Annotated in this window: 22 protein-coding genes and 1 pseudogene; 14 read left to right on the top strand and 9 right to left on the bottom strand. The window is 71.0% G+C overall.

The window, feature by feature from the left end:
* Nucleotides 1–50: 50 nt before the first annotated feature.
* Nucleotides 51–1,076, top strand: a complete 1,026-nt coding sequence (gene trpD / locus FB470_RS19350) for an anthranilate phosphoribosyltransferase (protein ID WP_306993454.1) — start codon at nt 51–53, stop codon at nt 1,074–1,076.
* A gap of 74 nt (nt 1,077–1,150) precedes the next feature.
* Here the strand turns inward: trpD and FB470_RS19345 are convergent, their stop codons facing one another.
* Both FB470_RS19345 and ctaC read right to left on the bottom strand, forming a co-directional pair.
* The gene (locus FB470_RS19345) at nt 1,151–1,570 is read right to left on the bottom strand and encodes a cytochrome c oxidase subunit 4 (protein WP_306993452.1); all 420 of its coding nucleotides are present in this window, start codon (nt 1,568–1,570) and stop codon (nt 1,151–1,153) included.
* Between the two features lie 52 nt (nt 1,571–1,622).
* Nucleotides 1,623–2,564, bottom strand: a complete 942-nt coding sequence (ctaC, locus tag FB470_RS19340; protein WP_306993451.1) for an aa3-type cytochrome oxidase subunit II — start codon at nt 2,562–2,564, stop codon at nt 1,623–1,625.
* A gap of 166 nt (nt 2,565–2,730) precedes the next feature.
* Here ctaC and asnB point away from each other — a divergent pair, with 166 nt between their 5' ends.
* On the top strand, nt 2,731–4,665 hold the full coding sequence (gene asnB / locus FB470_RS19335) for an asparagine synthase (glutamine-hydrolyzing) (protein WP_306993449.1): 1,935 nt from the start codon (nt 2,731–2,733) through the stop codon (nt 4,663–4,665).
* 84 nt (nt 4,666–4,749) lie between these two features.
* Here asnB and FB470_RS19330 read toward each other — a convergent pair whose 3' ends face one another.
* Nucleotides 4,750–5,736: a carbohydrate kinase family protein gene (locus FB470_RS19330; RefSeq protein WP_306993447.1), complete on the bottom strand. Its 987-nt coding sequence runs from the start codon at nt 5,734–5,736 to the stop codon at nt 4,750–4,752.
* A 141-nt stretch (nt 5,737–5,877) separates the two neighbouring features.
* Between FB470_RS19330 and FB470_RS19325 the strand changes: the two genes are divergently transcribed.
* Entirely contained in the window at nt 5,878–6,048 is a 171-nt protein-coding gene (locus tag FB470_RS19325; RefSeq protein WP_306993444.1) for a hypothetical protein, read from the top strand.
* 62 nt (nt 6,049–6,110) lie between these two features.
* Here FB470_RS19325 and FB470_RS19320 read toward each other — a convergent pair whose 3' ends face one another.
* Complete coding sequence (locus FB470_RS19320; RefSeq protein ID WP_306993443.1) at nt 6,111–6,485, bottom strand: HesB/IscA family protein; 375 nt, start codon at nt 6,483–6,485, stop codon at nt 6,111–6,113.
* A 172-nt stretch (nt 6,486–6,657) separates the two neighbouring features.
* On the opposite strand from FB470_RS19320, the gene FB470_RS19315 reads away from it, so the two are divergent.
* Entirely contained in the window at nt 6,658–7,314 is a 657-nt protein-coding gene (locus tag FB470_RS19315) for a DUF3043 domain-containing protein (RefSeq protein WP_306993441.1), read from the top strand.
* On the opposite strand, the gene FB470_RS19310 is transcribed toward FB470_RS19315, so the two are convergent.
* Complete coding sequence (locus tag FB470_RS19310) at nt 7,311–8,492, bottom strand: thiolase family protein (RefSeq protein ID WP_306993439.1); 1,182 nt, start codon at nt 8,490–8,492, stop codon at nt 7,311–7,313. The two genes, FB470_RS19315 and FB470_RS19310, sit on opposite strands and share 4 nt — an antisense overlap.
* A 97-nt stretch (nt 8,493–8,589) precedes the next feature.
* On the opposite strand from FB470_RS19310, the gene FB470_RS19305 reads away from it, so the two are divergent.
* Nucleotides 8,590–9,039 (top strand): winged helix-turn-helix transcriptional regulator, encoded by a 450-nt coding sequence (locus FB470_RS19305; protein WP_306993437.1) that lies wholly within the window; start codon nt 8,590–8,592, stop codon nt 9,037–9,039.
* A 120-nt stretch (nt 9,040–9,159) separates the two neighbouring features.
* Here FB470_RS19305 and FB470_RS19300 read toward each other — a convergent pair whose 3' ends face one another.
* Nucleotides 9,160–9,537, bottom strand: coding sequence for a DUF3558 domain-containing protein (locus tag FB470_RS19300; protein WP_306993435.1), 378 nt, complete (start codon nt 9,535–9,537; stop codon nt 9,160–9,162).
* 211 nt (nt 9,538–9,748) lie between these two features.
* On the opposite strand from FB470_RS19300, the gene FB470_RS19295 reads away from it, so the two are divergent.
* The 5 genes and pseudogenes from FB470_RS19295 (at nt 9,749) to FB470_RS19275 (ending at nt 12,983) form a co-directional block, all read left to right on the top strand.
* Nucleotides 9,749–9,910 (top strand): hypothetical protein, encoded by a 162-nt coding sequence (locus FB470_RS19295; protein ID WP_306993433.1) that lies wholly within the window; start codon nt 9,749–9,751, stop codon nt 9,908–9,910.
* Between the two features lie 57 nt (nt 9,911–9,967).
* Nucleotides 9,968–10,093 (top strand): annotated as a pseudogene (locus FB470_RS19290) (aldo/keto reductase); the annotation flags it as partial.
* A gap of 47 nt (nt 10,094–10,140) precedes the next feature.
* Nucleotides 10,141–11,130, top strand: coding sequence for an aldo/keto reductase family protein (locus tag FB470_RS19285; RefSeq protein WP_306993431.1), 990 nt, complete (start codon nt 10,141–10,143; stop codon nt 11,128–11,130).
* 15 nt (nt 11,131–11,145) lie between these two features.
* Nucleotides 11,146–12,189 (top strand): nicotinate-nucleotide--dimethylbenzimidazole phosphoribosyltransferase, encoded by a 1,044-nt coding sequence (gene cobT / locus FB470_RS19280; RefSeq protein ID WP_306993429.1) that lies wholly within the window; start codon nt 11,146–11,148, stop codon nt 12,187–12,189.
* A 71-nt stretch (nt 12,190–12,260) separates the two neighbouring features.
* Nucleotides 12,261–12,983, top strand: a complete 723-nt coding sequence (locus tag FB470_RS19275) for a MerR family transcriptional regulator (protein WP_306993427.1) — start codon at nt 12,261–12,263, stop codon at nt 12,981–12,983.
* Between the two features lie 53 nt (nt 12,984–13,036).
* On the opposite strand, the gene FB470_RS19270 is transcribed toward FB470_RS19275, so the two are convergent.
* Nucleotides 13,037–14,140, bottom strand: a complete 1,104-nt coding sequence (locus tag FB470_RS19270) for a branched-chain amino acid aminotransferase (protein ID WP_306993425.1) — start codon at nt 14,138–14,140, stop codon at nt 13,037–13,039.
* Nucleotides 14,141–14,200: 60 nt separating this feature from the next.
* Here FB470_RS19270 and FB470_RS19265 point away from each other — a divergent pair, with 60 nt between their 5' ends.
* Nucleotides 14,201–14,509, top strand: coding sequence for a hypothetical protein (locus FB470_RS19265; protein WP_306993424.1), 309 nt, complete (start codon nt 14,201–14,203; stop codon nt 14,507–14,509).
* Here FB470_RS19265 and FB470_RS19260 read toward each other — a convergent pair.
* Nucleotides 14,478–15,455: a hypothetical protein gene (locus FB470_RS19260; RefSeq protein WP_306993422.1), complete on the bottom strand. Its 978-nt coding sequence runs from the start codon at nt 15,453–15,455 to the stop codon at nt 14,478–14,480. The genes FB470_RS19265 and FB470_RS19260 overlap by 32 nt on opposite strands.
* 98 nt (nt 15,456–15,553) lie before the next feature.
* On the opposite strand from FB470_RS19260, the gene FB470_RS19255 reads away from it, so the two are divergent.
* A complete protein-coding gene (locus tag FB470_RS19255) occupies nt 15,554–17,059 on the top strand; it encodes a leucyl aminopeptidase (RefSeq protein ID WP_306993420.1) in 1,506 nt (501 codons plus the stop codon).
* A gap of 198 nt (nt 17,060–17,257) precedes the next feature.
* On the opposite strand, the gene FB470_RS19250 is transcribed toward FB470_RS19255, so the two are convergent.
* Complete coding sequence (locus tag FB470_RS19250) at nt 17,258–17,599, bottom strand: oxidoreductase (RefSeq protein WP_306993418.1); 342 nt, start codon at nt 17,597–17,599, stop codon at nt 17,258–17,260.
* A gap of 139 nt (nt 17,600–17,738) precedes the next feature.
* Here FB470_RS19250 and lpdA point away from each other — a divergent pair, with 139 nt between their 5' ends.
* Both lpdA and sucB read left to right on the top strand, forming a co-directional pair.
* Nucleotides 17,739–19,112, top strand: a complete 1,374-nt coding sequence (gene lpdA / locus FB470_RS19245) for a dihydrolipoyl dehydrogenase (protein ID WP_306993416.1) — start codon at nt 17,739–17,741, stop codon at nt 19,110–19,112.
* Between the two features lie 41 nt (nt 19,113–19,153).
* Nucleotides 19,154–20,950 (top strand): 2-oxoglutarate dehydrogenase, E2 component, dihydrolipoamide succinyltransferase, encoded by a 1,797-nt coding sequence (sucB, locus tag FB470_RS19240; protein ID WP_306993415.1) that lies wholly within the window; start codon nt 19,154–19,156, stop codon nt 20,948–20,950.
* Nucleotides 20,951–20,976 lie beyond the last annotated feature (26 nt).

Genomic DNA, 20,976 nt, shown 5'->3' with positions numbered 1-20,976 from the left:
CGCCGCGACGATTCCAGGCCGGTCTCCGATCCGGCCGCAGAAAGGTGACCATGGGCACGCAGAACTGGCCCACGCTGTTCAACCAGCTGATCGCCGGCACCGACCTCTCGGCGGAGGACACGGCGTGGGCGATGGACCAGGTGATGTCCGGCGAGGCCACCTCCGCCCAGGTCGGTGGCTTCCTGGTCGCCCTGCGCGCGAAGGGTGAGACGCCCGCCGAGATCACCGGTCTCGCCGCCGCGATGCTCGACCACGCCAAGCGGCTGCGCATCGACCGGCCCGCGGTCGACATCGTCGGCACCGGTGGCGACCGGTCCGGCTCGGTGAACATCTCGACGATGGCCTCGCTGGTCACCGCCGCCGCCGGGGTGCCGGTGGTCAAGCACGGCAACCGCGCGGCGTCGTCGAAGTCCGGCACGGCCGACGTCCTGGAGGCCCTGGGCGTGGCCATCGACCTGCCGCCCGAGGGCGTCCAGCGCTGCCTGAGCGAGCTGGGCATCGGATTCTGCTTCGCCCCGGTGTTCCACCCCGGGTTCCGGCACGCCGGTGCGCCGCGGCGGGAACTGGGTGTGCCGACCGCGTTCAACCTCCTCGGGCCGCTGACGAACCCGGCCCAGCCGAGCGCCGGACTGATCGGGTGCGCGTTCCCGGACAAGACGGAGGTGCTGGCGCGGGTGTTCGCGGGGCGCGGCACCTCGACGCTCGTGGTGCGCGGTGACGACGGCCTCGACGAGCTGACCACCACCACGACCAGTTCGGTGTGGGTCGTGTCGGGCGGCGAGGTGCGGGCCGACCGCCTCGACCCGGCGGACCTGGGCATCGCGCGCGCGACAGCGGAGGACCTGCGCGGCGGTGGCCCGGCGGTCAACGCCGAGGTCGTGCGGGAGCTGGTGGCCGGAAAGCCGGGCCCGGTGCGGGACGCCGTGCTGCTCAACGCCGCCGGCGCATTGGCCGCCTACGCCGGCTTCAGCGGCTCCCTCATCGACGACCTGTCCGCGGCGATGGGGAAGGCCGCCGAGGCCATCGACTCCGGCGCCGCGGCCGATCTGCTGGCGCGCTGGGCCCAGTTCCGCTGACGACGCGGTTCCGCTGAACCGACGAAAACGGGCCCGCCGGTGGTGCCGGCGGGCCCGTTTCCCGTGTGCTGTGCCTATTCGTGGTTGGGGCCGGTGTGGTACTCGAACACCAGGCCGCCGACCATCGTCAGGATCAGGACGCCGCCCACGACGAGCATCCAGATGTGGAAGAACGCCAGGCCGAGACCGACGAACGCGGCCGCACCGGCCAGGCCGATCGGCCAGTAGCTGCCGGGGCTGAAGAAGCCCATCTCGCCCGCGCCGTCGCTGATCTCGGCGTCGTCCCGGTCCTCCGGGCGCGGCTCGATGCGCCGCCCCACGAACCGCATGTAGCTGCCCGCGAGGAGCGAGAGCCCGCCGGTCAGGATCAGGGCGACCAGGCCGACCGGCTCGACACCGTAGTCGGTGCCCAGGCCGGTCCACACGCCGTAGACGATCGCGATGAAGAACGCGAAAGCCGTGACCAAGTCGAAAATCCGGGCTTCGACCTTCATGACGCTGTCCTCACTGTGTTCATGCTTGCAGAACCCACTGACCGTCGCAGGCTCAGCCGGACTGCGTCCGCAGCGTGCGGTCGGTGTTGAACGGCTTCGTCGTGGTCGCCTGCGGCGCGCACAGCTCGCCGCAGTTCAGCGCGGCCAGCGCCTCGGACGTCGTGTTCGGCTGCCCGGTGGCCGGGTTGATCTGGGTGCGCAGCTGGATGTAGCGGTCGTACTGGTCGCCCGGCAGCGCGCGGACCTCGAAGTTCATGCCCGAGTGGTAGGTGCCGCACAGCTCGGCGCAGCGGCCCACGAACGCCCCGGTCCGGTCGATCGTGTTCTGGAACGACGGGTCCTGGTTGTTCTTGTCCGGGTCCGGGAAGACGTCCCGCTTGAAGTGGAACTCCGGCACCCAGAAGGAGTGGATGACGTCGGCGGACCGCAGGTTGTACTGGATCGTCCGGCCGGTCGGCAGGACCAGGATCGGGATCTCGCTGGAGTTGCCGATGGTCTTGATGACCTGGCCGTTGGCGTCCTTCGGGGCGTTCGGGTAGTCGAACTCCCAGTTCCACTGGAACGCGATCACGTCGACCGTGACGTCCGGGTTCGGCTCCTTGGCCAGCACCTTGCTCTCGGTGGTGGCGGTGAAGAAGAACAGCACGCAGACCATCACCAGCGGCAGCACGACGCAGAAGAGCTCGAGCGGCACGTTGTACTGGAACTGCCGCGGCAGGTCGCCCGGCTTGTCGGTCTTCTTCTTCCGGTGGAACGCGACGGCCCAGAAGATCAGGCCCCACACGACGACGCCGACCAGGAGCGCGGCGATGACCGACCAGGTCCAGAGGACGCGCATGTCCTCGGACTGCTTGGTCACACCGACGGGCCACCCGAACCGCAGCACCTCGTCACCGGAGCACCCGGTCGCCAAGAGCGCGACGAGCCCGGCCAGCGCGGCGACCTTACCCACTTTCGCCGAACGTGATGCCGGAGTGCGCTCATCCCTGCCCACTGCGCAGCGCCCTTTCAACCCAGGCCTCCTTGACGATTTCTGGCTTACCAGCGGGAGCCTAGCCGAGCTACCGCGATCCGCAGCCCAAGGGGTGACCGTTCACGACCGGGGCGGCGGGCATACTGGGCGCTCGACATCCGGCCACGACCTCGAGGTGTGAATATCCGTGTGCGGCCTGCTTGGACTGGTGTGTGCCACTGAGAACGACGCGGTCAAGGCGCGCGAAGCCGTCGGCGAGGCCATGCGCTGCCAGCGGCATCGCGGTCCCGACGAGCGCGACACCTGGACCGACGCCGAGGTCGTCTACGGCTTCAACCGGCTCGCGTTCATCGACGTCGAGCACGCCCACCAGCCGCTGACCTGGGGCCCGCCCGAGTCGCCGAACCGTTACACGCTGAACTTCAACGGCGAGATCTACAACTACCGTGAGCTGCGCGAACAGCTGACCGCGGAGCACGGTGCGAAGTTCGCCACAGAAGGCGACGGCGAGGCGATCGTCGCGGCCTACCACTACTGGGGCCGCTCGGCGGTGGCCAAGCTGCGCGGGATGTTCGCCTTCCTGATCTGGGACGCCGACGAGAAGGTGATCTTCGGCGCACGTGACCCGTTCGGCATCAAGCCGCTGTTCTACGCCTCCGGCCCGGGTGGCACGGCGTTCTCCAGCGAGAAGAAGTCGCTGCTGGAACTGTCCGACGTGCTCGGAATCACCGGGGAACTGGACCGGACGGCGCTGCAGCACTACCTGACCCTGCAGTACGTGCCGGAGCCGGAGTCGCTGCACACGCAGATCCGCCGCATCGAGTCGGGCACGTCGTTCACGGTCTCCCCGGGCGGCACGCCGAAGATCGAGCGGTACTTCTTCCCCGAGTTCGCGGCCAAGCCGGTGCACGGCACCGCCGAGGCGACGATCCTGCACGAGCGGATCCGCGACGTGATGCGCGACTCGGTCGGCAAGCACATGATCGCCGACCCGGACATCACGGTCGGCACGTTCCTCTCCGGCGGCATCGACTCCACGGCCATCGCCGCCCTGGCGAAGGAGCACAACCCGAACCTGATCGCGTTCACCACCGGGTTCGAGCGCGAGGGGTACTCCGAGGTCGACGTGGCGGCCGAGTCGGCGGCGGCGATCGGCGTGAAGCACGTCATCCGCACGGTGTCGGCGGACGAGATGATGGAGGCGCTGCCGCTCATCGTCTGGTACCTCGACGACCCGGTGGCCGACCCGGCGCTGGTGCCGCTGTGGTTCATCGCGCGGGAGGCGCGCAAGCACGTCAAGGCGGTGCTGTCCGGCGAGGGCTCGGACGAGCTGTTCGGCGGCTACACCATCTACAACGAGCCGCTGTCGCTCGCGCCGTTCGAGAAGGTGCCCGGCGGTCTGCGCAAGGTGATCGGCAAGGTGTCGGAGCGGATCCCGGAGGGCACGCGGGGCAAGGACCTGCTGCGCCGCGGGGCGCTCCCGCTGGAGGAGCGGTACTACGGCAACGCCCGCATCTTCCGCGACGACCAGTTGCGCGGGGTCCTGAAGACGTTCCAGGAGGGCGTCGGGCACAAGGACGTCACCGCGGAGCACTACCGCACGTCGGCGGGCTGGGACCCGGTCGCCCGCATGCAGCACGTGGACCTGTTCACCTGGCTGCGCGGCGACATCCTGGTCAAGGCCGACAAGATGACGATGGCGAACTCTCTGGAGCTGCGGGTGCCGTTCCTGGACGCCGAGGTGTTCAAGGTCGCGGCCGGTATCCCGCTCGACCAGAAGATCACCAAGGAGACGACGAAGTACGCGCTGCGCCGCGCGCTGGACGGGATCGTGCCGGCGCACGTGCTGAACCGCCGCAAGCTGGGCTTCCCGGTGCCGATCCGGCTGTGGCTGCGCGACGAGATGTACGACTGGGCGCGCGGCATCATCGCCGACTCGCGGACCGGCGAACTGCTCGACAAGCAGGCCGTGCAGCGCCTGCTGGACGAGCACAAGGCGGGCACGCTGGACCACAGCCGGCGCATCTGGGCGCTGCTGGTGTTCATGCTCTGGCACGGCATCTTCATCGAGAACCGCATCAAGCCCGAGATCCCGGAGCCGGTCTACCCCGTGCGGATCTGAGTGGTGCCGGACGGGGCCGGCGCACCGGCCCCGTCCGGCGAGGGCGTCCCGTGATCCGTCGAGCCGCGCTCGGCCCGGCGTGGGTCAGGGCAGCGCCGGGGCGATCTCCGCCGCCGCGTCGGGACCGAACGCCTCGCCGATCCGCGACAGGGCCGATTCCCGGTTCAGGGTCCACTCCTGCGTCCCCACGGTCTCGAGCACCAGGACGGCGATCATCGAACCCAGCTGGGCCGCGCGCTCCAGGCTCAGGTCCGCGTTCAGCCCCGCCAGGAATCCGGCCCGGAAGCCGTCACCGACGCCCGTCGGGTCGGCCTTGGTCAGTTCGGGCACCGCGCCGACCTCCAGGGCGAGCCCGTCCTTGCCGACGATCTCCACCCCCTTCTCGCCGAGGGTGGTGACCCGGATGCCGACGTGGTCGAGCACGTCGGCCTCGGTCCAGCCCGTCTTCTGCAGCAGCAGTTCCCACTCGTAGTCGTTGGTGAACAGGTAGTCGGCGCCGGCGACGAACCGGCGCGCCTGCTCACCGTTCATCCGGGCCAGCTGCTGCGACGGGTCCACCGCGAAGGGGTACCCGCGCTGGCGGCACTCCTCCGCGTGCCGGAGCATGCCGTCCGGGTCGTCCGGGCCGATCAGCATCAGGCCGAGCCCGCCGACGCGGTCCGCGATCGGGCCCAGTTCGATGTTGCGGGCCTCGGCCATCGCGCCCGCGTAGAACGTGGCGATCTGGTTGAGGTCGTCGTCCGTGGTGCAGACGAACCGCGCGGTGTGGGCCAGCTCGGAGATCAGCACGCCGGCCGTGTCGACACCGTGGCGCTCCAGCCAGGACCGGTAGTCGGCGAAGTCCGCGCCCGCCGCGCCCACCAGCACCGGGTTCGCGCCCAGCACGCCCAGGCCGAAGGCGATGTTGGCGCCGATGCCACCCCGGCGCACCACCAGGTCGTCGGCCAGGAAGCTCAGCGAGACGCGGTGCAGCTGGTCGGCCACGAGCTGCTCGGCGAACCGGCCCGGGAAGTGCATGAGATGGTCCGTTGCGATGCTGCCGGAAACCGCGATGCGGGCGTTGATGGCCACCGGTGCTCCCTGCTCCTCTGGCTGGCTCGAACTCAAGTTACCGGCGAGGAATACCCCGTCGGAGCTAAAACTGACCCGCTGACCGACACTACTAGCTGGTAGACCTGTCCGGCGCGGTCGCCTCGCCCTAGCGTCGGCTGCGTGAACACCCTGACCGAACCCGATTCCCTCGCCGAGCTGATCGACGACTGCGCCGGCATCCCCGCCGAACTGCGGGCGCCGCAGGCCTCGGCCCCCCGCCCGCCCGCGCCGCGGGGCTGGTCCGTCGACGACGCCTGCCACGCCCAGGTAGTCGGGCTGGAGGACTATTAGTTACGTGGACAGCGAAACGGGCGCCGGTCGGAATCCGACCGGCGCCCGTTTCGCGTCAGGACTCAGTGGAACGAGTCGCCGCAGGCGCAGGAGCCCGTGGCGTTCGGGTTCTCGATCGTGAAGCCCTGCTTCTCGATCGAGTCGACGAAGTCGATCACGGCGCCTTCGACGTACGGCGCGCTCATCCGGTCGACGGCCACGCGCAGGCCGTCGAACTCGCGGAACAGGTCGCCGTCGAGCGTGCGCTCGTCGAAGAACAGCTGGTAGCGCAGGCCCGCGCAACCACCGGGCTGGACCGCGATGCGCAGGTGCATGTCGTCGCGGCCCTCCTGCTCCAGCAGGGCCTTGGCCTTGCTGGCCGCGGCGTCGCTCAAGGTCACGCCGTGGGTGGCCTCGCCAGCTTCGGCCTGCGTGCCGGTCTGCTCAGCGGTAGTCATAGCTCTCCCTCGGGGTCTTGCCGTGCACCGGGTGGTGGGTGCTCCTCCCTGGTGGAACACCTGGGACACCCGATCTGTTCCGGGCTGGTTCCCGCCTTGGCGCTCGCTCCCATGGTGGCACATCCGGAAGGGGGTTGAACACGCGCGCCGCTGTCTGGAATAAGCTGCTTGGGTGAGGTTTCTCCGTCGTAGCAGCACGACCACCGAAGACAGCCCCGAGATCGAGGCGGCCGAGGTGGCCGAAAGCGTCGAATCTCACACCCGGGGCTACACGCCGGGCAAGGGCAGGCCGACGCCGAAGCGCAAGGAGGCCGAGGGCAAGCGCCGCGGCCCCGTCGCTCCCCCGCCGAGGACCATGCGGGAGGCGATGAAGCGCAACCGGGAGCTGCGCAAGGCGAACCCGGCGAGCAAGGAGGAGCGCCGCCGCGCGGCCAAGGAGCGCCAGGAGCGCATGGCCGCGGGCGACGACCGCTACCTGCTGCCCCGCGACCGCGGCCCGGTCAAGGCGTACGTGCGGGACCTGGTGGACTCGCGCCGCCACTTCCTCGGCGCGTTCATGCCGCTGGCGATCCTGGTGTTCATCGTCCTGCTGGTGCCGTTCCCGGTGATCCAGCAGTACGTCACGCTGCTGTGCATGGCCGCGCTGGTCGTGATGGCCATCGAGGGCTACTTCAACGGCCGCCGCATCGCCCGGCTCGCCCGCGCGAAGTTCCCGAAGGAGACCATCAGCGGCCGTTCCATCGGCTGGTACGCCTTCGTGCGGGCGAGCCAGATCCGCAAGCTCCGGATGCCGAAGCCGCGGGTCAAGGTGGGCGAAGCCGTCAACTAGAGGCGTTCCAGGATCGTCGCGTTCGCGAGGCCGCCCGCTTCGCACATGGTCTGCAGGCCGTAACGCGCCCCGCGCTGTTCCATCGCGTTGACCAACGTCGTCATCAGCCGGGTGCCGCTCGCACCGAGCGGGTGGCCGATGGCGATCGCGCCGCCGTTGACGTTGACCTTCGCCGGGTCGGCGCCGGTCTCCTGCAGCCACGCGAGCACCACGCTGGCGAAGGCCTCGTTGACCTCGAACAGGTCGATGTCCGCCAGCCCCAGTCCGGCGCGCTTGAGCACCTTCTCGGTGGCCGGGATGATCGCGGTGAGCATGAGCAGCGGGTCGGATCCGGCGACCGCGAAGCTGTGCAGCCGCGCCCGCGGGGTCAGGCCCAGCCGCGCCGCGGTGTCGCTCGACGTGATCAGCACCGCCGAGGCGCCGTCGTTGATCGGGCTCGCGTTGCCCGCGGTGACCGACCAGGCGATCTGCGGGAACCGCTCGGCCATCGCCGGGTCGTAGAACGCCGGGCGCAGACCGGCCAGCACCTCGGGGTTGGTGCCCGGCCGGATCGACTCGTCCGCGCCGACCAGCCGGTCGCCCACCCGCACCGGGACGATCTCGTTCGCGAACAGCCCGTCCGCGGTGGCCTGCGCCGCGCGCCGGTGCGATTCGGAGGCGAACTCGTCGAGCGCCTCCCGGCTCAGTGACCACTTCGCCGCGATCAGCTCGGCGCTGATGCCCTGCGGCACCAGGCCGTCGGGGAAGCGGCGGGCGATGCCGGGACCGAACGGGTCGGTGCCGGGCAGGACGTTCGAGCCCATCGGGACGCGGCTCATCGACTCCACGCCGCCCGCGATGACGATGTCGTAGGCCCCGGCGAGCACACCCTGTGCGGCGAAGTGCACCGCCTGCTGGCTGCTGCCGCACTGCCGGTCGACGGTGGTCGCCGGGACCGTGTCGGGCAGGCCGGCGGACAGGGCGGCCCAGCGTGTGGTGTTCATCGCCTGCTCGCCGACCTGGTCGACGCTGCCGCCGATCACGTCGTCGATCAGCGCCGGGTCGACGCCCGTGCGGTCGACGAGCTCGCGGATGGCACCGGCGAACAACTCCACCGGGTGAACCGGGTGCAGTGACCCGTTCGGCTTGCCCTTGCCGATCGGGGTGCGAACCGCATCGACGATCACCGCGTCATGCATGACATCCTCCTTAGTTGGATTCTCCAACCCACTGTCCCACCTGGTAAGTTGGAAATCAAGACGGTTCGTACCGGCGAGTAACCCAGGAGGCGCGCCGATGGCTCCCCGGCAGTGTTCGATCGCCAACGCCCTCGCCGTGGTCGGCGAACGCTGGAGCCTGCTCGCGCTGCGGGAGGTGTTCTTCGGCGTGCACCGGTTCGACCAGATCGTGCGCAACACGGGCGCGAGCCGGGACATCCTCACCGCGCGGCTGCGCAAGCTCGTCGAGACGGGCCTGCTGGAGCGGCGCCGGTACGAGGACCACCCGCCGCGCTACGAGTACCTGCTGACCGACGCCGGGCGGGCGCTGCACGGGGTCCTGTTGACCCTGATGGAGTGGGGCGACCGGTACGTGACGGAAGGCGAGCCGCCGACGGTGTGGCGGCACAGCTGCGGGCAGGAGCTGCACCCGCAGACGGTGTGCGCCCACTGCGGCGAGCCCGTCCGGACGCAGGACGTGGAACTCGTGCGCAGGGACGAGCCTTCTGGAGCGACGTCAGGTCGTTAGCAACACGAATTATTTCCGGGTACGCCGAGCGAGCCCAGGCCTGCATCGAGGCCGCGCTGAACGTGGGGATCACCACGTTCGACACAGCCGACGTGTAACAGCAACAACCGGCGGTCCGGGTCAGGCAGGCACTTTCGGAAGTAACGGTTCCACCCGCTCGGCCAGCTCCCGAGCATCCGGACACGCCTGCGGATTGTTCCGGGGAGAAGCCATATTGACGTTGATCACAGCGCGCGCATGAGGGCCAACCTCGACCGCAATGGCGCATCCACCGATCTCACCAAAGGCCTCAAGAGCGTTCCGGCCGTTGATGCTCATCTCGGTGGCACCTGGATCGGTTTGCCGGAATTCCGCGAGCCCTTGGACCGGATCCAGCGCCAGGCCGTTCGCACCATATTCGTATTTGGAAGCCGTGCACTCGTTGCGCTTGCTGATGTTCCGGCCCGGCTCGAACCCTCGTCCAGCATTGAGTTGATCGAGAACCTGACAGGCGTTCATACCCGCGAACGCATCCTGACCCGCTGCGGACGAAGGCGCCAGGGACGATCGAGGAGCAGGCGAGGGCGCACCTGCGACCGTCGAGGTGCAGCCTCAGTCCTCGAACTTCCCAAGGTACTTCGTCGCGGCCTCGTCGGACGCATCGTACCGAGCGACCGCCTCGTCAATCGCCTGTACGAGGCTGTCCAAATTGTGCACGAGCATCCATCGCTTGCAGAAAATGGTCGGCGGCCAACTGCGCGTAGTGATCAGTGCCGAACTTCGGCGCTCGCCGGAGATGCGAGCCGGTCTCCTCGTCGACGGCCCAACCGCCGGCTCGCGCCGCATCCAGCATCCGCTGGACCTGAGCACCCATAGCTTTCAGCTGCTCTGACACGATCGCTCGAACGCAAAGCCGTCAGGAGCTCAGCGCCATCCGATGAGCGTGCCCGGTCAGCGGCGCGAGAGTCTGGAGATCTGCACCAAGGTCTTCTGGCCCACCGGGCCCGGCGGCCCCAACGACCGCGGCCTCGGCCGCAAGCACATCCTCGAGTGCTGCCACGCGTCGCTGGAGCGACGTCAGGTCGTTAGCAACGCGAATTATTTCCGGGTACGCTGCCGTCCATGGAATTTCGCCGCCTCGGCCGCAGTGGCCTGTCCGTCAGTGAGATCGCCTACGGCAACTGGCTCACCCACGGTTCCCAGATCGAGGAGGACCAGGCCCAGGCCTGCATCAAGGCCGCGCTGGACGCGGGGATCACCACGTTCGACACGGCCGACGTGTACGCCAACACGGCTGCCGAGTCGGTTCTCGGACGTGGTCTCGCCGGCCAGCGGCGCGAGAGCCTGGAGATCTGCACCAAGGTCTTCTGGCCCACCGGGCCCGGCGGCCCCAACGACCGCGGCCTCGGCCGCAAGCACATCCTCGAGTCCTGCCACGCGTCGCTGGAGCGGCTGCAGACCGACCACATCGACCTCTACCAGGCACACCGCTTCGACCCGACCGTGCCGCTCGAGGAGACCATGTCGGCCTTCGCGGACCTCGTCCGCCAGGGCAAGGTCCTCTACATCGGCGTGTCCGAGTGGAACGCCGAGGAAATCACCCGCGGCGCCGCCCTCGCCCGTGAACTGCGCATCCCGTTCGTCTCGAACCAGCCGCAGTACAACATGCTCTGGCGCGTCATCGAGCCGCAGGTGATCCCCGCCAGCGAGCGCGAAGGGCTGAGCCAGATCGTCTGGTCCCCGATCGCGCAGGGGGTGCTCACCGGCAAGTACAAGCCGGGCCAGCCGCCGCCCGCCGGGTCCCGCGCGACGGACGAGAACGGCTCGCGGTTCGTGCAGCGGTTCCTGCGCGACGAGGTCCTCGAGCGCGTGGTGCGCCTGCAGCCGCTGGCCGACCAGGCCGGCCTGACCCTGGCGCAGCTGGCGGTGGCGTGGGTGCTGCAGAACCCGAACGTCGCCTCCGCGATCGTCGGCGCCTCGCGTCCGGAGCAGGTGCACGAGAACGTCAAGGCGGCCGGTGTGAAGCTGGACGCCGATCTGCTGACCGAGGTCGACTCGGTCCTGCTGGGTGTCGTCGAGGACGATCCGCGCCTGACCGCCCGGGCGGGCTGACGATAGGTTGGCGCGGTGACTGACGTGTCGTTCGCCGATGTCCCCCACCCCGACGAACCCGCCCGCGCCGGGGCGTTGCGGCGGCACGCGGAGCTGATCAAGCCGGCCGGCTCGCTGGGTGAGCTGGAGGTGCTCGGCGCGTGGGTCGCCGCCTGCCAGGGCCAGGTGCCGCCGCGCCGGTTCCAGCGGCCGCGGGTGATCGTGTTCGCCGGGGACCACGGCATCGCCGCGAAGGGCGTCTCCGCCCACCGGCCGGAGGTCACCGGCCAGCTGGTGGACAACCTGCTCAAGGGCCTCGGGCCGGTCGCCGTCGCCGCGTCGGTCGCCGACGCCGGTCTGCGCGTGGTCGACATCGCCGTCAATGGCGAGACGCCGGTCGCCGAGTACAAGGTGCGCGCCGGCTCCGGGTCCATCGACGTCGAGGACGCGCTCACCGACGACGAGGTCGCGGCCGCGCTCCGGGCCGGCGCGGCGATCGCCGACGCGGAGGTGGACCAGGGCGCCGACCTGCTCGTGGCGGGCAGCGTCGGCGTCGGCGCGACCACCCCGGCCGCGGTGCTGGTCGCGGCGTTGACCGGGGCCGAACCGGTCGCCGTGGTGGGCCGCGGTTCCGGCATCGACGACCGCGGCTGGATGCGCAAGGCCGTCGCGGTCCGCGACGCGCTGCGCCGGGCCCGCGCGGTGCTGCCCGACCCGGTCGCGCTGCTGCGCACGGCGGGCGGGGCGGATCTGGCCGCGCTGACCGGGTTCCTCGCGCAGGCCGCCGTGCGCCGGACACCGGTGCTGCTCGACGGGCTCGCCGTGGGGGCCGCCGCCCTGGTGGCCGAGGAACTGGCGCCGGGTGCGCGCTCGTGGTGGCAGGCCGCCCACGCGGACGCCGAACCCGCGCACCGGATGGTGCTGGAGCACCTCGACCTGAAGCCGATCGTCGACCTGGGCCTCCGTCTCGGCGACGGCACCGGTGCGGCCACGGCGCTGCCCCTGCTGGTCACGGCCGCCCGGCTGCTGACGGACCTGCCCACCTACGAGGTGGCCGCGGTCACCCCACCGCGGGCTTGATCCTCACGTCGCGTCAGGTCATAGCGTCGTTCTCACCGGCGCACGAGCGCTGGTGGAAGTAGGTGAACGGCATGACGAGCCACAAGGTCGGCGAGCTGGCGAAGGCGACCGGTCTGACCGTGCGGACGTTGCACCACTACGACCACGTGGGGCTCGTGCGCCCCTCCGGGCGGACGGCCTCCGGGCACCGGCTCTACGACGAGTCCGACGTCCGGCGGTTGTACGCGGTGCTCGCCCTGCGCCAACTGGGCCTGCCGCTCGAGGACATCGGCGCCGCACTCGCCGGCACGTCCGGTCTCGGCGAGCTGCTGACGCGGCACCGGGAGCACCTGGACCGGCAGCTGGTGGCGATACGCACCCTGCACGCGCACCTCACCACGATGCTCGCGACCCTGGACGACGGGGTCGGCGTCACCGACTTCCTGGCTCTGATCCGGGAGGTGACCACCGTGGACGAGACGGTGAAGCAGTACTTCAGCGAGGCCCAGCTGGCCGAACTGGCCGAGCGCCGGTCGCGGCTCGGCGGGCAGGAGGACGTCCAGCGGAAGTGGCAGGACCTGATCCCGCGGGTGCAGCGGGCGATCGACACGGGGACCGACCCGGCTTCGACCGCCGGGCGGGCGCTCGCGGCCGAGTGGATGTCGCTGCTGGAGGCGTTCCACGGCGGTGACCCCGGCCTCCGGGACTCGCTCTACCGCATGCAGGCCGACAACAGCGAGCGGATCCGGCGGGAGCACGGCGGCCCGTCGCCGGAGCAGCTGGACTTCATCCGGCGCGCGAACGCCGCGTCCTGAAAAAGGGCCACCCCGCCGGACGAACCGGCGGGGTGGCCTCACGGACGAGGTGGTCAGGAGAGCTTGTGCATCCAGCCGTGCGGGTCGGGGCGCGTGCCCTCCTGGATGCCGGTCAGCTCGGCGCGCAGCTTCATCGTCACCTCGCCGGGCTCGCCGCCCGCGATGGTGAACTCGCCGCCCGCGTGCTTGACCCGGCCCACCGGCGTGATGACCGCCGCGGTGCCGCACGCGAACACCTCGGTCAGCTCACCCGAGGCGGCCGACTTCTCCCACTCGTCGGTGGAGATGCGACGCTCCTCGATGGACAGGCCGTGGTCGGCGGCCAGCTTGAGCAGCGAGTCGCGCGTCACGCCGGCCAGCAGCGAACCCGACAGTTCCGGCGTGACGATCCGGGCGTCCGAGCCCGAGCCGAACACGAAGAACAGGTTCATGCCGCCCATTTCCTCGACGTAGCGGCGCTCCACCGCGTCCAGCCACACCACCTGGTCGCAGCCTCGCTCGACGGCCTGCGACTGGGCCACGAAGGACGCCGCGTAGTTGCCGGCGAACTTCGCCGCACCGGTACCACCGGGGGCCGCCCGGACGTACTCGGTGGACAGCCACACGCTCACCGGCTTGACGCCGCCGGTGAAGTACGAGCCGGCCGGCGAGGCGATCACCAGGTACAGGTACTCGCTGGCGGGCGCGTTCACGCCGAGCCCCACCGAGGTGGAGATCATGAACGGCCGCAGGTACAGCGAGTCGCCCGGGTTGGTGGGCACCCAGCGGCCGTCGACCGCGACCAGCTCCTGCAGCGAGCCGAGGAACAGCTCCTCGGGCAGCTCCGGCATCGCGATCCGAGCCGCCGAACGGCGGAAGCGGGCCGCGTTGGCGTCCGGGCGGAAGGCCGCGATGGACCCGTCCGGCTGCCGGTAGGCCTTGAGCCCCTCGAAGATCGCTTGCGCGTAGTGCAGCACCGAGGTGGCCGGGTCGAGCGTGATCGGCTCGTACGGGCCGACGCCCGCGTCGTACCAGCCGCGGTCCTTGCTGTAGCGGATCGAAACCATGTGGTCGGTGAAGAACGTCCCGAAGCCCGGCTTCGCCAGTACCTCGGCTACGCGCTCCGCCGAAGCGGGAGACGGGTGCGGGGTACGGGTGAAGGGCAACGTGGTCGTCATTCGACCAGGATAACTGTTAGTTGGACGTCCGAGAATCGCCGTCTCCCCTACCATGGCGGGGTGACCGCCAACACGCCGCAGCGCGCGACCCCGAACTCGGTGTCCGCGGGCCCCGCCTCCGACGTCCGCACCTTCCTCGCCGCCGGCCTGCTGACCTTCGCCGCCGGCGAGCTGATGCTGCTCGGCTACGCCCTGCTCGGCGTGTTCGGCGGCATCATCGGCCTGGTGGGCGCCGTCTTCGGCGTCGTGTGGTGGCGCAGCCTCCACGACAAGAAGGCCTTTCCGCGCGATCTGCCGACGAAGTCGGTGGTCATCCTCGCCGTCGTGACCGCCGCGATCACGCTGCTGGCGTTCCTGATCGTCGCGTGAGGGCGGCGCCGGCGGCGACCGCCACGACCGTCCCCAGTAGATAGAGCGGCGGCAGCCAGGCCAGCAGGGTCACGGCCAGTACCGCGGCGATCACCGCGCGCACGGTGATGCCTGCGATCATCGACAGCACCGCGGTCACCAGCACCTCGGCCAGCGCGGCCGCGGCGGCCAGCAGCAGCGCCTGGTCCGGATCGAGCACCACCGCCACGACGGCGGCCACGAGTCCACAAGCGACGGAAGCCCGCGGCCAGGCCAGCTCCGCGCGCGTCTCGCGCATCGCGAGCAGCGCGGCGGGCACAGTGGACAGGACGACCACGCCGCCCAGCAACGGATCGAGCACCTGCCCGTCCAGCGCGGCGAGCGCGTCCCGCACCGGCACCCCGGACAACGCGAGCCGCACCGGCCCGAGCTGGTACAGCGCGCCCGCCCCGACGGCCAGGACGGCCGCTGCCGAGCCGGCGAGCCACGCCGGCTTCCCGCGCGGCAGCAACGGGAACACGACCGCGGCGGAGGCGAACAGCCCGCCGATCGTGCCCTCCGGGGCGGTGACCGGCTGGGCCGGGTCGATCGCGAAGCACAACACCACGAACCCGGCACCGGCCACCAGCAGGATGCCCAGCAGCCACGCGCGGGCGTAGCGCGCCAGTCGCAGTCCGGCCGCGTCCGCGGCGGTGACCACCAGCGCGACGGCCGCGCCGGCGAGCGGCTGCCGCGGGAACAGGTAGGCGGCGAACGCCGCCGCGCACACCGGCACCAGCGTCAGCCGCGACACCAGCCGGGCCGACGCCAGCAGGCGAGCGGGGTTCGGCGCCAGGCCGGGCGGCTCCGGCGCGGACCACGCCAGCAGCGCCGCGACCACGGCTCCGCCGAGCAGCCACCAGCCGCCCGCCTGCGCCCCCACGGCCAGCGCGATCAGCAGTCCCGCCGCCAGCCGCACGCCCACCACCTGCCTCTCCCGCCGGGCTCGCTCGTCATTAGCATGGCTCACTACCCGGGCGGGTACTCGCCCGGCACGACCGTCGACAGATGCGCGAGGAGCCACAAGTGACCGTGCCGAAGTTTGCCCTGATCGAGAACACCGGCGCCGCGCTCGGCAAGAGCCGCGCGGAGGTCGTCGTGATCGGGACCCTCCAGGGCGAGAAGGCCGTGTCGCCGGCGCCGGGCGCCGAGGCGGTCGACGAGGCCTTCGACGGGACGCTCGCCGAGGTCCTGGCGACGCTGGGCGCCACCGGCAAGGCCGAGGAGGTCGTGAAGCTGCCGACGCTGGGCAAGCTGCCCGCCGGGGTCGTGCTGGCCGTCGGCCTGGGCCGCGCGGACGCCGACGGCACCGTGACCGCCGAGCAGGTGCGGCGCGCCGCGGGTGCCGCCGGACGCGCGCTGGCCGGTACCGCGCGCGCGGTGTCCACACTGTCCGCTGTGGACCTGCAGGCCGCGGTGGAGGGCACCGCGCTGGGCGCGTACAAGTTCACCGAGTACAAATCCGAGCCGGGTGACGCCCCGGTGGCCGCGGTCGACTTCACCGCGCCGGCCGAGGGCGCGAAGCGGGCGCACACGGCGACCCTGAAGGCCGCGACCGCCATCGCCGAAGCCGTGATCATCGCCCGCGACCTCATCAACACCCCGCCGAACGACCTGTTCCCGGCCTCCTTCGCCGAGCGCGCCCGCAAGCTCGCCGAGGCCAACGACCTCGAGTTCGAGGTGCTGGACGAGAAGCAGCTCAAGCGCAAGGGCTTCGGCGGCATCCTCGGCGTCGGCGGCGGCTCGTCCCGCCCGCCGCGGCTGGTGCGCGTGTCCTACCGGGGCCCCAAGGCGGGCAAGAAGGTCGCGCTGGTGGGCAAGGGCATCACGTTCGACTCGGGCGGCATCTCGATCAAGCCCGCCGCGAACATGGACCACATGACCTCGGACATGTCCGGCGCCGCCGCGGTGCTCGCGTCGGTCGTGCTCGCGTCCAAGCTGAAGTACCCGCTCGAGGTGACCGCCAGCATCCCGCTCGCGGAGAACCTGCCCTCGGGCACCTCCTACCGGCCCGGCGACGTGCTCAGCATGTACGGCGGCAAGACCGTCGAGGTCCTCAACACCGACGCCGAGGGCCGCCTGGTGCTGGCCGACGCGATCGTGCGCGCCGCCGAGGACGACCCGGACTACCTGATCGAGACCTCGACGCTGACCGGCGCCCAGATGGTCTCGCTGGGCAACCGGACCGCCGGGATCATGGGCTCCGACGAGTTCCGCGACCGGGTGGCGGCCATCGCGCAGGCGACCGGTGAGGGCGGCTGGCCGATGCCGCTGCCCGACGAGCTGCGCGCCGACCTCGACTCGCGGCTGGCCGACCTGGCCAACGTGACCGGGCACCGCTGGGGCGGCATGCTCGCGGCCGGCATCTTCCTGCGCGAGTTCGTCGCCGAGGGCCTGCCGTGGGCGCACATCGACATCGCGGGCCCGTCGTTCAACACCGGCGCGCCGTGGGGTTACACCGGCAAGGGCGGCACCGGCGTCCCGGTCCGGACCATCGCCGCCGTCCTGGCCGACATCGCCGACCAGGGCTAGAGCGAAGGACGGTTTCGCGGAGGAGAGCCCGGCGGCGGTCGTGGACGTCGCCGGGCTCCCCGGCGGTCGCGGCGTGGACGTCGCTGACCGGGACCACCCGGCCCGCGACCGCCGGCATGGTGAACGAGCCGCTGCACCACCTCGCGGGCAACGACTCCGCGACCGCGTCGTCCTCGATCAGTCCGACCTGGACCGAAGTCAGCCCTGCTGCCGTTTCTGCCGCTGTGTGTATTCGCGCATGCGCTTCGGGTAACCGACCTTCGCGACCTCGTATACCGGGATCGAACGCTTGCGCCCGAACTGCTGGGCGGCGTCCAGGCTGCCGATCCGGCGGCGGGTCCATTCGCCGTCGTGCGCGATCAGGACGACGGTGGCCTCGGTGACCGTCGTGCGCGGCTCGACGTAGGCCTCGACCCCGTGCCGCGCGGCCGCCCAGCCCTCCAGATGCCGCAGGTCAGCGTCGCTGGGGCGGCGCAGCGTGCCCGGTTTCCCGCCGCCGCGTCTGCGCTTCAGCCCGTCGAACAGACCCACCTCGACCACCTCATCTCCGCCTGCCCTCCCCTGCCATTATCCCGGCGATCAGAAGTGCGCCGATTAACACACCCCGGCTACCTCGCAGGGCCCGACTCCTTAGTGACAAGATGATGAGGGTTTGGACGTAAAACGAGGAGTAAGTGACGTGAGCGACGCTGGCGCCGACCTGGTGATCCTCGGTGGCGGATCCGGCGGCTACGCCGCGGCATTCCGCGCCGCGGAGCTGGGCCAGTCCGTGATCCTGATCGAGAAGGACAAGCTGGGCGGGACGTGCCTGCATCGCGGCTGCATCCCGACCAAGGCCCTGCTCCACGCGGCCGAGGTCGCCGACAGCGCCCGCGACGGCGAGCAGTTCGGCGTGAAGACCACTCTGGAGGGCGTCGACATCGCCGGCGTCCACAAGTACAAGGACGGCGTCATCAGCCGTCTCTACAAGGGGCTGCAGGGCCTGGCGAAGGCCCACAAGGTCACGGTCGTCGAGGGCACCGGCACGTTCGTCGGCGGCACCACGGTCGAGGTCGACGGCACCCGCTACACGGGCAAGAACCTGATCCTGGCCACCGGGTCGTACTCCAAGACCCTGCCGGGTCTCGAGCTGGGCGGCCGGGTCATCGCCAGCGACGAGGCGCTCACCCTGGACTGGATCCCGGAGAAGGTGGTCGTGCTCGGCGGCGGCGTCATCGGCGTCGAGTTCGCCAGCGTCTGGGCCTCCTTCGGTGTGGACGTCACCATCGTCGAGGCCCTGCCGCGGCTGGTGCCCAACGAGGACGAGTTCGCCTCCAAGCAGCTCGAGCGCGCCTTCCGCCGCCGCAAGATCGCCTTCAAGACCGGCGTGAAGTTCACCGGCGTCAAGCAGGACGACAACGGCGTCACCGTGTCGCTGGAGTCCGGCGAGACGCTGGAGGCCGACCTGCTGCTGGTCGCGGTCGGCCGCGGCCCCAACACCGCGGGCCACGGCTACGAGGAGTCCGGCGTCAAGATGGAGCGCGGCTTCGTCCTCACCGACGACCGCCTGCGCACCAACCTCCCGAACGTCTACGCGGTCGGCGACATCGTGCCCGGCCTGCAGCTCGCGCACCGCGGCTTCGCGCAGGGCATCTTCGTGGCCGAGGAGATCGCCGGGCTCCGGCCGAAGGCGATCGACGAGGCCGGCATCCCGCGCGTCACCTACAGCCACCCCGAGGTCGCCTCCGTCGGCCTCACCGAGGCGGCGGCCAAGGAGCGCTACGGCTCCGACGTGAAGACCTTCACGTACGACCTCGCCGGCAACGGCAAGAGCCAGATTCTCAAGACCTCCGGCGCGATCAAGGTGATCAAGGCGCCGGACGGGCCGGTCGTCGGCCTGCACCTGGTCGGGGACCGGGTCGGCGAACTGATCGGCGAGGCCCAGCTGATCTACAACTGGGAGGCCTTCCCGGAGGACGTCGCTCCGCTGATCCACGCCCACCCGACCCAGACCGAGGCCCTCGGCGAAGCGCACCTTGCCCTGGCCGGCAAGCCACTGCACGTGCACAGCTGAGCCGGACCGCAGCCGACAAGATTCAAGGGAGTTCATTCACGATGGCCTTCTCCGTCACACTGCCGGAGCTCGGGGAGAGCGTTACCGAGGGCACCGTCACCCGGTGGCTGAAGCAGGAAGGCGACACGGTCGCGGTCGACGAGCCGCTGCTGGAGATCTCGACCGACAAGGTCGACACCGAGGTCCCGTCGCCGGTCGCCGGCACCCTGCAGAAGATCGTCGCCCAGGAGGACGAGACCGTCGAGGTCGGCGGCGAGCTCGCCGTGATCGACGACGGTTCGGGCGGGGGTTCCGCCCCCGCTCAGGAGCAGGCGCCCGCGCAGCAGGCCCAGCCCGAGCGGGAGCCGCAGCAGCCCGCGCCGCAGCAGCCCGCGCCGCAGCAGCAGTCGCAGCCCGAGGCCCAGCCCGCGCCGAGCGGATCCGCCCAGGGCACGCCGGTCACGCTGCCGGAGCTGGGTGAGAGCGTCACCGAGGGCACCGTCACCCGCTGGCTGAAGTCGGTCGGGGACAAGGTCGAGGTGGACGAGCCGCTGCTGGAGATCTCCACCGACAAGGTCGACACCGAGGTCCCCTCGCCGATCGCCGGCACCCTGCTGGAGATCAGCGTGCAGGAGGACGAGACGGTCGAGGTCGGTGGCACGCTGGCGGTGATCGGTGACGCGAGCGCCGCTCCCGCGCCGCAGCAGCCGGCCCCGCAGCCGGAACAGCAGAAGGCGCCGGAGCCCAAGCCCGAGCCGAAGCCGGAACCGAAGCCCGAGCCCACGCCGGCCCCGGCCGCGCAGGCCCCCGCCCCGCAGCCGCAGGCTCCGCAGCAGCCCGCACCGCAGCAGGCGGCTCCGCAGCAGCAGGCGGCCCCGGCGGCGGGCGACGGCAACGGCAGCGGCCCGTACGTCACCCCGCTGGTCCGCAAGCTGGCCTCCGAGCACGGCATCGACCTGGCGTCGGTGACCGGCAGCGGGGTCGGCGGCCGTATCCGCAAGCAGGACGTGCTGGCGGCGGCCGAGGCGAAGCAGAAGCAGAGCGCTCCGGCTCCGGCCGCGCAGCAGGCCCCGGCCGCCGCGCCGAGCGCCCCCGCGGCCAAGGCGTCCGCCCCGGTGTCGCCGGAGCTGGCCGCCCTGCGCGGCACGGTGCAGAAGGCCACCCGGATCCGCCAGGTCATCGCGCAGCGCACCCGCGAGTCGCTGCAGAGCTCGGCGCAGCTCACCCAGGTGTTCGAGGTGGACGTCACCAAGATCGCCCGGCTGCGCCAGCAGGCGAAGGCGGCGTTCCAGGAGCGGGAAGGCGTGAAGCTCACGTTCCTGCCGTTCTTCGCGAAGGCGACCGTCGAGGCGCTCAAGCAGCACCCGAACGTCAACGCCTACCTCGACGAGGACAAGAAGGAGATCACCTACTTCGGCGAGGAGCACCTCGCCGTCGCGGTGGACACCGACCGCGGTCTGCTCTCGCCGGTGATCCACAAGGCGGGCGAGCTGAACCTGGCCGGCCTCGCCAGGGCGATCGCCGACGTCGCGGCCCGCACCCGCGCGAACAAGATCAAGCCGGACGAGCTGTCGGGCGGCACGTTCACGATCACGAACCTGGGCAGCAACGGCGCCCTGTTCGACACGCCGATCATCAACCAGCCGCAGTCCGGGATCCTGGGCGTCGGCGCGGTGGTGAAGCGGCCGGTCGTGGTCACCGACGCCGACGGGCAGGACACCATCGCTATCCGGTCGATGGCCTACCTGGCGCTGACCTACGACCACCGGCTGATCGACGGCGCCGACGCCGGGCGGTTCCTGACCACCATCAAGCACCGCCTGGAAGAGGGCCACTTCGAGGACGAGCTGGGTCTCTGACCGCAGGACCGGACGGCCCCCTCCCC

The sequence above is a fragment of the Amycolatopsis thermophila genome, assembly GCF_030814215.1.
Lineage (GTDB): Bacteria > Actinomycetota > Actinomycetes > Mycobacteriales > Pseudonocardiaceae > Amycolatopsis_E > Amycolatopsis_E thermophila.
Note: the sequence above shows the minus strand (reverse complement) of the source record. Positions and strands in the feature narration are given on the sequence as shown.

Excerpts from the sequence above, each read along its gene's own strand:
- trpD (WP_306993454.1), top strand. The coding sequence starts at position 51 with ATGGGCACGCAGAACTGGCCCACGCTGTTCAACCAGCTGATCGCCGGC.
- FB470_RS19345 (WP_306993452.1), bottom strand. The coding sequence starts at position 1,570 with ATGAAGGTCGAAGCCCGGATTTTCGACTTGGTCACGGCTTTCGCGTTC.
- FB470_RS19320 (WP_306993443.1), bottom strand. The coding sequence starts at position 6,485 with ATGACTACCGCTGAGCAGACCGGCACGCAGGCCGAAGCTGGCGAGGCC.
- FB470_RS19310 (WP_306993439.1), bottom strand. The coding sequence starts at position 8,492 with ATGCATGACGCGGTGATCGTCGATGCGGTTCGCACCCCGATCGGCAAG.
- FB470_RS19305 (WP_306993437.1), top strand. The coding sequence starts at position 8,590 with ATGGCTCCCCGGCAGTGTTCGATCGCCAACGCCCTCGCCGTGGTCGGC.
- FB470_RS19300 (WP_306993435.1), bottom strand. The coding sequence starts at position 9,537 with ATGAACGCCTGTCAGGTTCTCGATCAACTCAATGCTGGACGAGGGTTC.
- FB470_RS19285 (WP_306993431.1), top strand. The coding sequence starts at position 10,141 with ATGGAATTTCGCCGCCTCGGCCGCAGTGGCCTGTCCGTCAGTGAGATC.
- FB470_RS19275 (WP_306993427.1), top strand. The coding sequence starts at position 12,261 with ATGACGAGCCACAAGGTCGGCGAGCTGGCGAAGGCGACCGGTCTGACC.
- FB470_RS19270 (WP_306993425.1), bottom strand. The coding sequence starts at position 14,140 with ATGACGACCACGTTGCCCTTCACCCGTACCCCGCACCCGTCTCCCGCT.
- sucB (WP_306993415.1), top strand. The coding sequence starts at position 19,154 with ATGGCCTTCTCCGTCACACTGCCGGAGCTCGGGGAGAGCGTTACCGAG.